We start from the raw sequence: 13,204 nt of genomic DNA, 5'->3' as shown, positions 1-13,204 counted from the left end.
CCGCAGCCTCGCTCACCTGATCCGCAATCTGATCGGCCACATCGGACATCTCAACCCTATGGTGCGGCGCAGAGGCGCCCGTGGATGTGGGGGATTCGGCATGACCCTGCATGGTCTCAGATCCTCGTTTGAGGCCAATGGCGGGTGGTTAATGATTAGTTAGTGCCGGGCTTATAGACGCCAATTAAGGGGCTGACAAGGCGGCAGCTATTTTATTTACCCTGCCTAAACAGGTTAGCTTTGTAAAAAAGTGCATATTGAACGGGGATTAAGCCGCCATAGGCGGGGTTGTCGCGCAAACCTCACGTTCAGTAGTTGATACCGAATCCCCGGCGCAGTCCGTCCGAAACAACGGCCCGGACAACAACTTACGCAGCATTCGATTGTGCGCCGCACAAGCGGAATCCGCACAGGCTGCTGGCGGCCTCGAAGCGTGGCCGTGCTGGGTCGGGCGCTCATGGTGCAGCGCCGAACCCCCAAACGAACAACCTGCCAAAACCGTTGCATCGCGAAGGAACAGAAATTCGCGACCCGGCCCGGCGCGCGTCGGACAGCCCTCTTGCGGGGCGCGGGACAGGGCTGAGCGCCGCAGCACCCCGGAAAAGGGGCCGTTCCAGCAGCGGAGCAAGTGCCGACGACGCCCGTATGGCGTCACCGATCGGCGTACCGCCCTGTGCGCGACCGCACCCGGATCGGCTGTTCCGGTCGGACGAAAGTGCGAGCCTTCGGCCATATGGCGCATGTCAGCCATGCGAATACCGAATTCGGGCGTGTAGCTCGCTAAAACGTCGCTTTTCACACCGAACTTAAGCCGCGTTATTGCGAATCCGCAAAGGCGCGGCATGTTGCCGATATGAAGAACGCGGGACCCGCCATGTGTCTATCGCGCCGGTACGGGAGCGTGTTTCCGGTCTTTGCGGCGCTGATCGTCTGTATCGCGCCGGCCAAGGCCGATATGCGCATCGATGCCGCCAAGATCACGGCCGGCGACCTGTGGGTTCTGGGCAATACCGGAGAGCCGGACACCGACATCACGCTCGACGGCCGGTTCCCGCAGCGCACCGACAGCCGGGGCGCCTTCGAGTTTCACGTGGTCTATCACCCGGCCACCTGCATCGCGACGCTGCGGACCCCCAAACAGGTGCGCAGCGTCGTCGTGGGCGAATGCGGCCAGCAGGCGCCGGGGCTTCCCGGACCGCCCGGGCCGCGCGGCGAGGCCGGGATCCGGGGCGAGCCCGGTCCTCAGGGGGCGATGGGACCGCCTGGCCCCCCGGGTGCCGAGGGCCCGGTCGGCCCGCCCGGTGAGCGCGGTCCGCCGGGACCGGAGGGTCCCGTGGGCAGCGCCGGGCCGGCAGGTCCGCCCGGACCACGCGGCCCGCAAGGTGTGCCCGGACCGATCGGGAAAGCGGCGCCCCCGAGCCTCGCCGTCAAAGCCAAGCCCTCGCCGACCCGGACGGGCTCGGTGGCCAAGCCCCGCGCGACTCCTCCGCTGCGGGAACCGGCGCCGGGCACCGACGATACCGCCCCGTCGGACCCCGGAGCGGGAGTTTCCGCGGATGATCGCTACTAGCGTCCGTTACGGGGGCGTGCCGGTCCGTGGAGATTCCGAGACGCCGCCTTGGAAAAGGAAAACCCCCTCCGACAGGCCTCAGGCCTCGCGCCGCGCCCGCCACGCGGCGTAGGGCGCCGCGCCAGCGGGGCGGATCTGGCTGAGGCGCATCGGCTGTTCGTCCAGGGGGCGGCACAGCTCCGCGTAGATCGCCGCGCTGCCGGCCCCGTGCTCCTCGGCTTCCTCGGCCGAGAAGGCGAAGTAGCCTTCGCGGAAGCCCGCGAGCCGCATCGCCGCGTGGCACATCGGGCAGGGGCGGCCGCTCGCATACATCACGCAATCGGAGAGGTCGCGGCTGGCCAGAACCTGGCTGGCCTCGCGCAGCGCCACCATCTCCGCATGGGCGCTCGGGTCGTTGGTGGCGTGCACCGTGTTCGCGGCCCGGACCAGCACGGCCCCGTCGCGCACGATGACCGCGCCGTAGGGCGAGCCGCCGGCCCGGACATTCGCCTCGGCCAGCGCGACCGCCTCGCGGATATAGGCTTCGTGCTCGGACATCCCTGCGCCTTTCCCTGAACCCGCGCCCCAACGCGCCGTCGGCCCGGGAGTTCAGAAGGCGTAGCGCACGGTGCAGTACGGCAGGGTCTCGGCCAGCAGGGCCTTGAACCGGGCGAGCCATTTCCCCTTCCAGCCGGTCCGGTAGCGCAGGTTTGTGCCGCCGCCCTCGGAGACCTTCGCCTCCTGGATGTCCGGCCGCCACAGCAATTCCTCGGCCTTGGGGTGCCAGCCGAGATTGACGTCGTGCAGGCCCGCATTGTGGGTCAGCATGATGATCTCGCATTTGAGCTGGGCCTTGGCGGCGTCCGAAAGCGTGTCGTCGATCTCGGCAAACAGCGCGCGCCAATCCGCCTCCCAGCCCTCGTAGAGGATCACCGGCGAGAAATTGGCGTGGACCTCGTAGCCCGCGGCGACGAAATCGCTGATCGCGGCGATCCGCTCCGGGATCGGGCTCGTGCGCACGTCAACGATCTTGGCGATCCGGGCGGGCATCAGCGAGAACCGGATCCGCGTCTTGGCCTGCGGGTCGTAGGCGAGGAGGTCGCGGTTGACCGCCTTGGTGGCGAAGGAGGCCTTGGCGTTCGGCAGGGTGCGGAAGCGCTCGACCAGGGTGCGCACGCCGGTGCTCACCGCCGCATCGACGGAGAGGTCGCCGTTCTCGCCGATATCGTAGATCCAGTAGGCCGGGTCGATCGTGTCGGGCTCCGGCAGGGGGCCCTGGCGGTCGGCATGCCGGGCGATCGCCGCGCAGGCCTGGTCCATATTCACGAACAGCGAGATCGGGTTCGAGAAGCCCTTGCGCCGCGGCACGTAGCAATAGGCGCAGGCCATGGCGCAGCCGTTCGAGGTCGAGGGCGCGATGAAATGGGCGCTCCGGCCGTTGGGGCGCATGGTCAGGCCCTTCTTCACCCCGAGCACCAGGGTGGAGCGCTTGATGCGCACCCAATCCTCCACGGAGCCCGCGTTGCCGTGAAGCGCCGGGATGTTCCAGTGCGACGGGACCGGGATCCGCTCGGCGTCGGGAAAGCGCGCCAGGATCTCGTGCCCGATCGGGAAATCGCCGACATTGGGCTCGTGATAGATCGTCCGGATGTCGAGGAGGTCGCTGGTGAGGGCCATGGGGGATCCGGGGCCCGGCGGCGGCCCGGGACCGGATATGGCGCGGCGTGGCGGCACCGGAATGGCTTGCGACGCGGGGTCCCAAGTCCACAGACCGTGTCGGTCGATTCAACCGATCAACACGTTCAACACTCTCTTACGACTCTGGGTGGATAATCCGTGCGCCTCGGATTGGACGCACGATGACGCTTCACGACCTGGAGGGGCGCGCTCCTGGGCTGGCGGCCCCTGGTGCGACGTCCGATGATCCGGATCGCCGGCCGCAGGCGCTTGTCCGTCGGGATCAGCTCGAGGCCGTACGGCGCAGCGTCCTCACCGCTATTCCGGTCAACATGCTGCTGGGGCTCGCCAGCGTGCTGGTGGCGTTCCAGGCGGGCAACGGCCGCGCCGGGCTGATCTGGTACGCGGCCTCGACCGGCGCCAACCTCCTGCGCATCGGCCTGTGCAGGACCGCCTGCCCGGGGCTCGCCCTGACCGCCGCGATGCCCCCCGACATGGCCCAGGAGGCCGCGCGCTCGCTCGATGGGCATCTGCGCGCCTGCACCCTGGCGGCGTTGCTGTCGGGGCTCGTCTGGGCCTTCCAGCCGCTGCTCTGCGCCGGCTACACCTCCGCCCAGACCCTGTTCTACCTCACCATCACCTGCGGCATCACCGCCGGCGCGGTCACGCACGGCACCGCCTATGCCCGGATCCCGGTCTGCTTCATCCTGCTGCCGCTGCTGTCGGTGGCCTATTGCCTGTTCGCCGCCGACGGGTTCGACCAGAGCTGCCTGGCGCTCTGCGTGCTGCTCTATCTGGCTGCCCTGTCGCGGTCGGCGTTCCAGAGCGAGGCGGGTTTTCGCGAGGCGAGCCGGCTGAAGAACGAGGCCACCGCGCTGGCCCGCTCCCGGGCGGACGCGCAGGCGAGTGCCAACGCGCTCATCGAGGAGATGCGCTGGCGCGCGACCCATGACGACCTGACCGGCCTGCTCAATCGCGCCGGCTTCATCCAGCAGGCCGAGGCTCACCGGAACGCCGGGACCGCCTGCCTGCTGCTGCTCGACCTCGACGGCTTCAAATCGGTCAACGACGTCTACGGCCACCAGACCGGCGACAGGGTGCTGGTCGAGGTGGCCCGCCGGCTGCGGACCACCCTCCCGCCGGGTGGCCTGGCCGCCCGGCTCGGCGGCGACGAGTTCGCGGTGCTCTACGATCCCTCGGCGACCGGCGTGACCTACGCGGCCCTGGCCGCCGGCCTCATCGCCGCCATCGCCCAGCCCTTCGACGGGTTCGACGAGGGGCGGGTCGGGGTCAGCATCGGCATTCACGCCGAGCCCGAGCCCAGCCTGATGGAGATGCTGAGCTGCGCCGACGAGGCGCTGTACGCGTCGAAGGCGGTCGGGCGGAACCGCTTCCGGCTGTTCGACGCCGGTTTGCGCAGCTGCCTGGAGATGCGGCGCGACCTGGAGCGCGACCTCTCGCACGCGCTGGTCGAGAACGCCCTCGAGGTCTGGTTCCAGCCGATCTACGCCCTCGATGCCCGGACCCTAGTCGGGCTGGAGGCGCTGGTGCGCTGGCACCATCCGCGCCTCGGCTGGATCTCGCCGCCTGACCTGATCGCCGCCGCCACGACGGCGGGGCTGACCGAATCGCTCCTGCGCTTCATCCTCGATCGGGTCTGCCGGATGATGCAGATCCTGCGTGCCCGGGGGCTCGGCACCGTCCGCGTTGCGATGAACGTGTCGCCCCGGGAGATGGCGCAGATCCCGGTGGACGAGATCGTGATCGAGCGCCTCGTAACCCTGGGCCTGCCGGCCGAGATGCTGGAGATCGAGATCACCGAGGAGACCGCCCTCGATCTCGGCGCGGTGCAGGGCAAGCTGCAGGCCATCTCGCGCGCGGGTATCCGGGTGGCGCTCGACGATTTCGGGATCGGCTATTCGTCGCTGTCCTCGCTGCGCCAGCTGCGGGCCGACCGGATCAAGATCGACCGGAACTTCGTCACCGGGCTCAGCGCCTCCGACGACAAGCGCGGGCTGGTCCTGGCCGTTCTGGGCCTCGGCACGCTGCTCGGGCTCGAGGTGGTGGCCGAGGGCGTGGAGACGCAGGAGGATCTGCAGATGCTGCAATCCATGGGCTGCCCGTTCCTGCAGGGCTATCATCTCGGGCGGCCCAGCCGGGTCCAGGATCTCGAAGCCGTCTTGTTCGCCCAGCAGCCGCAGGCGGCCTGAGGCGGGCGGGTCGGAACGCCTGGCGGACGCCGTGCGCACGACCGGTGCGGCGCTGCCTTCCAAGACCAACGCCGCGCCGAGGTGCTTCCTCGCGGTCGTCGAGTCGTGGAAGGAGATGCGATCTCCTCGGCAGGTCCTGATCTCACACCACGTCGCCGAAGCGGCGCGATCGCTGTGTGCGCGTCAAAGCCGTGCCGGAACAACTGAAGAGCGTATCCTATTTATCAACACAACCGGTAGACGCGCCAGCATGCAGAGGGTCGCCGCTGCCTAAAGATGCGACATTTTAACAGAATTCACAGCGCAAATTACTTGATATAGCTCTGAATTGATTGCTTAAGAGGATTAATATTTTATTAAATAGAGTTTTATGCCATGGCCTCTGAGGTGCGATATGAGGTTCTCGACGGGCTCAGAGGGGCCGCTGCAGTCGGGGTCATGATCTTTCATTTCTCCATCATCGGGCTCCCGCTCGCACCGCATGGCTATCTGGCGGTCGATTTCTTCTTCGTCTTGAGCGGCTTCGTCCTTTCCCACGCTTACGCCGCGCGGCTCGACGCGATGCCGCTGGTCGATTTCATGCGGTTGAGGCTGATCCGGATGCTTCCGCTCAGCGTGCTCGGGCTGTCCATCGGAAGCTTATATTTCCTAATTAGATTTTATACTCAGAATTATTCGCGATACAGCGTGTTCGATATCGTCGGCGGAACGGTGTTCAACACGGCCCTGCTGCCGAAGCCGTGGTCCAGTCCGGCCCCGACGGATACGATCTTCACGACGAATACGCCGCTATGGTCATTGTCGCTCGAGATCCTGATGAACCTCGTCTGGGCGGCGTTTTTTTATAAGGCCCGGTCCTGGATCTTGCTGATCGTTGCGCTCGTATCTGCTCTCGCCATCTACGCTTTCGCACTTGAGAATGGCTCGGCCGATCTCGGCGCGACGTGGCCCACCTATCCGGGCGGTCTCGCCCGGGCGGGATTCGGGTTCTTCATCGGTGTCGTTCTGTGGCGATACCGGCCTGAGCCCGACAAGGGTGGCTTTCTGCCGGAGATTGCGGCGGTGCTGCTCATCGCCGTTCTGTTCGTTCCGGACGTCGGCCCGTTATTCGATGTGTTTGCGATCCTCTTTCTGCTGCCCGCAATCATCTATCTCGCGGCCGGCTCGGATTATCGCAAGGAACGGGCGCTGTTCAGGGCCGCGGGCGGGTTGTCCTATCCCCTGTATGCCATCCATGTCCCGATGCTGCACTTCATGGTTGGCTCGGTGAAGATCCTCCACATGGAGAATCGTCCGGTCTTCGTCGCCGTACTCGCCGCGCTTCTCTGCACCGGGACGGCCTACGCGCTGGATCGGTTATATGATCGCCCGATACGCAGGGTGTTGACGCGGGCCTTGGCCTCCGACCGCCCGCGACCTTCAACCTAGCCGGTAATCCGCCATCCGCGCCCGCCGCGCGCTGCGGCGGTAGGCCATCACCGAATCGGGCCATAGGGTCGTGTTGCGGCCCTGGGCATCGAGGTACCAGCTGCGGCAGCCGCCGGCCTGCCAGATGCTGTCGGCCAGCCGGCTCCGGATCCGATCGAGGAACCGGGCCTGCGCCTCGGGGCGGACCTCGATCGCCCGGGCGCCGCCGCGCAGCGCCGCCAGGCAATCGAGGACGTGCCGCACCTGGATCTCGATCATCGCGATGATCGAGTTGTGCCCGAGCCCGGTATTGGGTCCGAGCAGCATGAAATAGTTCGGGAATCCCGCGACCGTGATGCCCTGATAGGCGCCCATCCCGTCCGACCAAGCCTCCGCGAGGCGCTGGCCGTTGCGCCCGACGAGGTTCATCCGGGCGAAGCTGCCGGTGACGTCGAAGCCGGTGGCGTAGACGATCACGTCGAGAGCGTGCGCCCGGCCGTCCGCGGTGGTGACGCCGGCCTCCGTGATCCGGGCGATGTCGCCGGTCTCGAGGGTCACGTTCGGGCGCTGGAGAGTCGGGTAATATTCGTCGGAGATCAGGACGCGCTTGCAGCCGAGGCGATAATTCGGCGTCAGCTTGGCCCGCAGGGCCCGGTCCGGCACCGCCTTGGCGAGGTGGTGGCGGGCCAGGCCCTCGGCCTGCTTGGTCAGTTTCGAGACTTTGGTGAAGCCGAAGAACGCACGCAGCTCGTGCAGCCAGAACAGGCGCGCCCGCTCAAGCCGCCGGAGGACCGGCAGGCGCCGGTAGCGCGCCTTGGTGGAATCCGCGATGGCGTGATCGTGCTTCGGCATGATCCAGGGCGGCGTCCGCTGGAACAGGGTCAGGTGGCCGGCGACCTTGGCGATCTCCGGCACGACCTGGATGGCACTCGCCCCGGTGCCGATCACCCCGACGCGCTTGCCCGCCAGATCGACGGAATGGTCCCACGTCGCCGTGTGGAAGGCCGCACCCGCGAAGGCGTCCCGGCCGGGCAGGTCGGGATAGGCCGGATGGTGCAGGCCGCCCATGGCGGAGACGATCGCCCGGGCCGTGATCGGCCCGCGATCGGTCTCGACATGCCAGAGCGCGCGCGCCTCGTCCCAGGTCGCGCCGGAGAAGGCGGTGCCGAGCTGGATCAGGGGCATCAGCCCGTGGCGCTCGGCGGTCTCGCGCAGATAGGCCTGGATCTCCGGCTGCGGGGCATACATCCGCGTCCAGTCGGGCTTGGGGGCGAAGGACAGGGAATAGAGGTGCGAGGGCACGTCGCAGGCCGCGCCCGGATAGGTGTTCTCGCGCCAGGTGCCGCCGATATCCGCGGCCTTCTCGATCACCCGCATCGGACCGATCCCGGCCTGCCGGCAGCGGATCGCCATGGCGAGGCCGGAGAAGCCGGCGCCGACGATCAGGACTTCCAGGGGCTCGGCGGCGGGCTCGGTCGCAGGGGCCTTCATCGCGGCGAACTCCCCGATCCGGCCGCGTTCTGCGGCGCGTGGGCCTTGAGGAAGGCGGCGGCCTCGCCGAGCGAGGTCCGCGCCTCCGGGAGCATATGGGCGGCGAACTGCCAGGCATGGGCTACGACCGGGAAGAGCTTCAGCTCGGTCACGACCCCGGCCGCCCGGGCCTTCTCGGCCATGCGGATCGAGTCGTCGCGCAGGACCTCGCGCTCGCCCACGTGGAACAGCAGGGGCGGGTAGCCGGTCGGATCGGCGAAGATCGGCGATATCCGCGGATCGGCCGGGTCGGCATCGCCGAGATACATCGTGCGGATCACCGCCAGCGCCCCGGGGTCGAACATCGCGTCCCGCCAGGCATTGGTGCGCCGCGATCCGTCCTCGGAGACGAAGTCGGTGGCCGGCGAGAACAGCGCGGCCGCCCAGGGCATCGGCAGGCCGCGGGCGCGCGCCTCGCCGATCAGCACCAGGGCCATGTTGGCGCCCGCGGACTCGCCGGCGACGCAGGCCGGACCCTCGGCGCTGAACGCCTGCCAGACCGCCATCACGTCCTCCACGGCAGCCGGGAACGGATGCTCGGGGGCGAGGCGGTAATCGGGGACGAAGAGCGTGAAGCCGCGATTGGCCAGCGCGCCGGTCACCGGCCGATGGGTGCGCGGCGAGCAGGCGATGAAGCCGCCGCCATGGATGTAGAGCATCCGCAGACCCGATCCGGATTTCGGGCGGACCCATTCCCCCCGCACCCCGCCCAACGTGCCGGGCTCGTAGGTGACGCCCTTCGGGTCGGGAAACGCCGGCGCCTCGAAGATCCGGCGGAAGGCGGCCGCGTCCCGGGCCTTCGACAGGGGGCCGCGCACTTTGTTGCGGACCATCCAGGTGCCCAGATAGGCGCGTAGGCTCGCCATGCTCAGACCTTCCCGCCGGACAGGCGCACGATCGTCTTCCAGTAGCCCGCCGGCATCAGGCGCTGGATCAGGGCCGCGCTGCGCGCATCCTTGCCGATCAGGATGCGCGGCTGGCGACGCTCGATCCCCTGGATGATCGTGGCCGCGGCCTCCTCGGGCGAGAGCGTCAGCAGCTTGCCGAACGCCGCGCGCGCCTTCTCGTCCTCCACCCGGGCGCGCTCGGCGGCCTCCGGGTCCGTGGGCGGGCGCGGGCTGCGGGCGCTGCGGGCGATGGCGGTGGCGACGCCGCCGGGATGGACCACCGTGACCCCGAGCCCGGTGCCGGCATATTCGTGCCGCAGGGCCTCGGTGAAGCCGCGCACGGCGAACTTACTGGTCGCGTAGGCGACCTGGCCGGGCGGCGCGATCAGCCCGAACAGGCTCGACAGGTTGACGATCTGGGCCGCCGGCCGGGCACGCAGCATCGGCAGGAAGGCGTGGCACATCCGCACGACGGCGCGCAGGTTGATGTCCATCAGCCACTCGAAATCGTCGAGATGCGTCTCGTCGAACCGCCCGCCCAGCGCGACGCCGGCATTGTTGATCAGGACGTCGAGGCGGCCGAAGCGCGCCTCGGCCCAGTCCGGGAGCGTCTGGATGGCCTCGGCGTCGGTGAGGTCCAGGACCCGGGTCTCCACGGCGGCACCGGCTGCGCGGGCCTTGCCGGCGACGGCCTCGAGGCCCGCCGCGTCCCGGTCCACCAGCAGGAGGCTGCAGCCCTTGGCCGCCAAGCCCTGGGCCAGGGCGGCGCCGATGCCGCTCGCCGCGCCGGTGAGGAGCACGACCGCGCCCGCGAGTTGGAGTTTCTGGGCCAAGCCTCACCTCCCGTTCCGCCGAGCTTGCCCGACGACGCCATGGGGATAGCCCCGGCCGCGCGGATTGTCTAGGGTGGATACCCTAGAGCGGATTCGGGGATCATGCTGACAGGCGACAGCCGCAGGGGGCGCGGGGGCGACGGCCCGGAACGGCCCACGGGGACACGCGAGAAGATTCTCGCGCAGAGCCTCGCGCTGTTCAACGCCCGCGGCCTGGGCCGGGTGACCACGGCGGAGATCGCCGCGGCATCCGGGATCCGGGAAGGCAATCTGCAATACCATTTCCCGCGCAAGAGCGGCCTCGTGGAGGCGCTGTTCTCGGCTTTCGAGGTCGAGGCCGAGACGGTGGCCGGGCGCATGCCGGCCGACCCCGCCGCCCCGGAGGCACTGCTCGCCTATCAGCGGGGCTGGTTCGACCTGATCTGGCGCTATCGCTGCATCTACCGGGACGGGATCGCCATGGTCGAGATCGCCCCGGCGCTGCGCCCGCGGGTCCATGCCCTGCGGGCGCGGACGCAGGCGCTCGCCCGCGGCGTGTTCGAGGCGGCGGTTCGGGCCGGGCGGCTGCGGATCGCGCCGGATGCCCTGGGGCGGCTGATCGACAACGCCTGGATCGTGTCGAGCCACTGGATGAGCCACCGGCTCCAGGGCAGCACCGAGCTGACCCAGGCCGATCTCGACTGGGGCTTTGCGCAGGTCAGCGACCTGTTCGCTCCCTACCTCGTGATGGACAACCCGGATTGACGGGCCGGTTGGCCCGAACCTTCCATCCGGCGGTCAAGCTCGGACCCGAAGGATGCGATGCCCGACCGCCTGATCCATGCCGGCCTCTCCATCCTGCTTCTGCTGGCGATCGCCGCCCTGTGCTCCAACAACCGCCGGGCGATCCGCCCCCGGGTCGTGCTCGCCGCCCTGGCGCTGCAGGTCGGGCTCGGCGCGCTGGTCCTGTTCCTGCCGGCCGGGCAGGCCGCGCTGAAGGCCGCCGCGGACGTCGTGGTGACGGGGCTCTCCTACGGTGACCGCGGCACCGCGTTCCTGTTCGGCGGGCTGGTCGAGCCGAAGATGTTCGAGCTGTTCGGCGGCTCGGGGTTCATCCTGGCCCTGCGGGTTCTGCCGCAGATCCTGTACGTCTCGGCGCTGATCGGGGTCCTGTACCATGTCGGCGTGATGCAGGTGCTCGCCCGGGGGCTCGGCGCGGTGCTCCGGCGGATCCTGGGCACCTCGCCGATCGAATCCTTCTCTGCGGTGATCACCATCGCCATCGGCCAGAGCGAGATCGCGGTGGCGTTGCGCCCGTTCCTGCCGCTGCTCACCGGGGCGGAGCTGTTCGCCGTGATGGCGAGCGGCGCCTCCTCCACCGCCGGGTCGATCCTGGCGGGCTACGCGGCGCTCGGTGTGCCGATGACCTACCTGCTGGCGGCCTCCGTGATGGCGATCCCCGGGGGCCTGCTCTACGCCAAGATCCTGATGCCCTCGGTCGAGCCGACCCGGATAGCCACCACCCGGGTGGAGTTCGGCGAGATCCGGGCGGCCAACATCATCGAGGCGGCCGCCGACGGCACCCAGAAGGGCCTCGCGGTCGCGGTCTCGGTGGGCGCGATGCTGATCGCCTTCGTGGGCCTCATCGCCCTGGCGAACGGGATCGTCGGCTATGTCGGGGGCCTCGCCGGTTATCCGGCGGCCTCGATCGAGGGCGTGCTCGGCTGGGCGCTCGCGCCGCTCGCCTGGCTGCTCGGCGTGCCCTGGGAGAACGCGGCGCTGGTCGGCGGCGCGATCGGCCAGAAGATCGCCTTCAACGAGTTCCTCGCCTACGCCAACCTGTCGCCGACCCTGAAGGCCGAGACCCTCGACCCGCGTTCCCAGGCGATCGTCTGCTTCGCCCTGTGCGGCTTCGCCAATTTCGCCTCGATCGCGATCCAGCTCGCGAGCTTCTCCAGCCTGGTCCCCGAGCGCCGCGCCGAGGTCGCCCGCTACGGGCTGCGCGCGATCCTGGCCGGGACCCTGGCGAACCTCACGAGCGCGGCGATCGCCGGGATGTTCGTGGCCTGAGGGGCGGGGGCGTCAGCGGCCGAAGGCGTAGCGTTCCAGCCCGACCTCTTTCGGAGACAGGTAGGTCGGGTCGTGCGCGAAGGGCAGGGCGCGCCCGTCCCGCAACGCCTCCAGAATCTCGGCGAATCCGGTCCGGCAGCGGAAGCCGAGCACCGTCTCGGCGCGACGCGAATCGTAGACCCGGCCGATGCTGGCCGGCAGCGTCCAGCCTCTTCGGGCGTAAAGTTCCGCGGCGTCGGGGAAGTGACGCGCGATGACGGATGCGGCGTCCCGCTTGAGGTCCCGTGCCTCGGCGCGGTCGAACGGTGTCGGCGCGGCGAGGAGGAACAGGCCGAACCCGATCTCGGGCGCCCGCAGCAGCGCCGCGACGTGCCCCTCGGCGGCGTCCTCGACGGTCAGACGCCGGTTCAGGAACTCGTTGGCCTTGAGGTTCTCGCCGGATAGCACCCGGTGCGTGTCGTCCTCCTCCGGGAAGAACCGGGCGGTGCGCAGGACCACGCAGGCCAGCCCGTACTCCGCGGCGTAGAGGCGGCACAGGCCTTCGGCCGCGAGCTTGGTCACCCCGTAGATGTTGCGCGGCGCCAGCGGCCCGCTGGTCTCATTTAGCCAGATTGCCGCGTCGCCGGCCTCGTCGCGGATCGCCTGGCTGATCATCAGCGAGGTCGTGGAGGTGAACACGAAACGGTCGTTGCCGGCTGAGACCGCCGCCTCGAGCAGGTTCAGCGTTCCCGTGACGTTGCAGTCGATGAAGGCCTGCGCCGGGTAGCGCACGATGTCGGGCTTATGCAGGGCGCCGGCATGGATCACGGCCTCGATCCCGCGATCGAACGCCCGGCTGACGGTGCCGCGATCCGCCACGGAGCCGACCAGATCGGTCTCGGGCCCGGGGGCTACGTCGAGGCCGGTCACCCGATGGCCGAGGGCGCGCAGGCGCGGGGCGAGGAACCGGCCGAGCCAGCCGGAGGAACCGGTGAGCAGGACGTGCATGGCCCGACCCTTGGGGACCGGCGCTCCCGCGTCGGGGATCGCCGGGACGTGTGGAAGCATCCGGCAAGGCTTCCG

The 13,204-nt window shown here is 69.1% G+C and carries 11 protein-coding genes; 5 read left to right on the top strand and 6 right to left on the bottom strand.

The features are described 5' to 3' along the window. Positions 1–901: 901 nt before the first annotated feature. Entirely contained in the window at positions 902–1,570 is a 669-nt protein-coding gene (locus tag LGR69_RS16745; protein WP_230366720.1) for a collagen-like protein, read from the top strand. Positions 1,571–1,648: 78 nt separating this feature from the next. On the opposite strand, the gene LGR69_RS16740 is transcribed toward LGR69_RS16745, so the two are convergent. Together LGR69_RS16740 and LGR69_RS16735 are read right to left on the bottom strand one after the other, a co-directional pair. After that, positions 1,649–2,107 (bottom strand): nucleoside deaminase, encoded by a 459-nt coding sequence (locus LGR69_RS16740; RefSeq protein WP_091863287.1) that lies wholly within the window; start codon positions 2,105–2,107, stop codon positions 1,649–1,651. Positions 2,108–2,158: 51 nt separating this feature from the next. Then, positions 2,159–3,226, bottom strand: a complete 1,068-nt coding sequence (locus LGR69_RS16735) for a spore photoproduct lyase family protein (RefSeq protein ID WP_230366708.1) — start codon at positions 3,224–3,226, stop codon at positions 2,159–2,161. A gap of 182 nt (positions 3,227–3,408) precedes the next feature. Here LGR69_RS16735 and LGR69_RS16730 point away from each other — a divergent pair, with 182 nt between their 5' ends. Both LGR69_RS16730 and LGR69_RS16725 read left to right on the top strand, forming a co-directional pair. Further along, positions 3,409–5,436, top strand: coding sequence for a putative bifunctional diguanylate cyclase/phosphodiesterase (locus LGR69_RS16730; protein WP_230366707.1), 2,028 nt, complete (start codon positions 3,409–3,411; stop codon positions 5,434–5,436). A 375-nt stretch (positions 5,437–5,811) separates the two neighbouring features. Then, the gene (locus LGR69_RS16725; RefSeq protein WP_230366706.1) at positions 5,812–6,864 is read left to right on the top strand and encodes an acyltransferase family protein; all 1,053 of its coding nucleotides are present in this window, start codon (positions 5,812–5,814) and stop codon (positions 6,862–6,864) included. Here LGR69_RS16725 and LGR69_RS16720 read toward each other — a convergent pair. Genes LGR69_RS16720 through LGR69_RS16710 form a run of 3 tightly spaced genes read right to left on the bottom strand, consistent with a single transcriptional unit; the run spans position 6,856 to position 10,093 of the window. Further along, positions 6,856–8,334 carry a flavin-containing monooxygenase gene (locus LGR69_RS16720; RefSeq protein WP_230366705.1) on the bottom strand — a complete coding sequence of 493 codons (1,479 nt, stop codon included), beginning with the start codon at positions 8,332–8,334 and terminating at the stop codon, positions 6,856–6,858. The genes LGR69_RS16725 and LGR69_RS16720 overlap by 9 nt on opposite strands. After that, the gene (locus LGR69_RS16715; protein ID WP_091863283.1) at positions 8,331–9,239 is read right to left on the bottom strand and encodes an alpha/beta hydrolase; all 909 of its coding nucleotides are present in this window, start codon (positions 9,237–9,239) and stop codon (positions 8,331–8,333) included. The genes LGR69_RS16720 and LGR69_RS16715 overlap by 4 nt, the downstream gene beginning before the upstream one ends. Before the next feature lie 2 nt (positions 9,240–9,241). Further along, the gene (locus LGR69_RS16710; protein WP_230366704.1) at positions 9,242–10,093 is read right to left on the bottom strand and encodes an SDR family NAD(P)-dependent oxidoreductase; all 852 of its coding nucleotides are present in this window, start codon (positions 10,091–10,093) and stop codon (positions 9,242–9,244) included. A gap of 102 nt (positions 10,094–10,195) precedes the next feature. Here LGR69_RS16710 and LGR69_RS16705 point away from each other — a divergent pair, with 102 nt between their 5' ends. After that, positions 10,196–10,837, top strand: coding sequence for a TetR/AcrR family transcriptional regulator (locus LGR69_RS16705; protein WP_091863281.1), 642 nt, complete (start codon positions 10,196–10,198; stop codon positions 10,835–10,837). A 57-nt stretch (positions 10,838–10,894) separates the two neighbouring features. After that, positions 10,895–12,142 (top strand): NupC/NupG family nucleoside CNT transporter, encoded by a 1,248-nt coding sequence (locus tag LGR69_RS16700; RefSeq protein WP_007559229.1) that lies wholly within the window; start codon positions 10,895–10,897, stop codon positions 12,140–12,142. Positions 12,143–12,154: 12 nt separating this feature from the next. Here the strand turns inward: LGR69_RS16700 and LGR69_RS16695 are convergent, their stop codons facing one another. After that, complete coding sequence (locus LGR69_RS16695) at positions 12,155–13,189, bottom strand: NAD-dependent epimerase/dehydratase family protein (RefSeq protein ID WP_307354606.1); 1,035 nt, start codon at positions 13,187–13,189, stop codon at positions 12,155–12,157. Between the last annotated feature and the right edge of the window lie 15 nt (positions 13,190–13,204).

The organism is Methylobacterium brachiatum (assembly GCF_020523825.1).
Classification (GTDB): Bacteria; Pseudomonadota; Alphaproteobacteria; order Rhizobiales; family Beijerinckiaceae; genus Methylobacterium; species Methylobacterium brachiatum.
Note: the sequence above shows the minus strand (reverse complement) of the source record. Positions and strands in the feature narration are given on the sequence as shown.

Coding starts and splice junctions, on each gene's coding strand:
- LGR69_RS16740 (WP_091863287.1), bottom strand. CDS start 2,107: ATGTCCGAGCACGAAGCCTATATCCGCGAGGCGGTCGCGCTGGCCGAG.
- LGR69_RS16735 (WP_230366708.1), bottom strand. CDS start 3,226: ATGGCCCTCACCAGCGACCTCCTCGACATCCGGACGATCTATCACGAG.
- LGR69_RS16730 (WP_230366707.1), top strand. CDS start 3,409: ATGACGCTTCACGACCTGGAGGGGCGCGCTCCTGGGCTGGCGGCCCCT.
- LGR69_RS16725 (WP_230366706.1), top strand. CDS start 5,812: ATGGCCTCTGAGGTGCGATATGAGGTTCTCGACGGGCTCAGAGGGGCC.
- LGR69_RS16720 (WP_230366705.1), bottom strand. CDS start 8,334: ATGAAGGCCCCTGCGACCGAGCCCGCCGCCGAGCCCCTGGAAGTCCTG.
- LGR69_RS16715 (WP_091863283.1), bottom strand. CDS start 9,239: ATGGCGAGCCTACGCGCCTATCTGGGCACCTGGATGGTCCGCAACAAA.
- LGR69_RS16705 (WP_091863281.1), top strand. CDS start 10,196: ATGCTGACAGGCGACAGCCGCAGGGGGCGCGGGGGCGACGGCCCGGAA.
- LGR69_RS16700 (WP_007559229.1), top strand. CDS start 10,895: ATGCCCGACCGCCTGATCCATGCCGGCCTCTCCATCCTGCTTCTGCTG.
- LGR69_RS16695 (WP_307354606.1), bottom strand. CDS start 13,189: ATGCTTCCACACGTCCCGGCGATCCCCGACGCGGGAGCGCCGGTCCCC.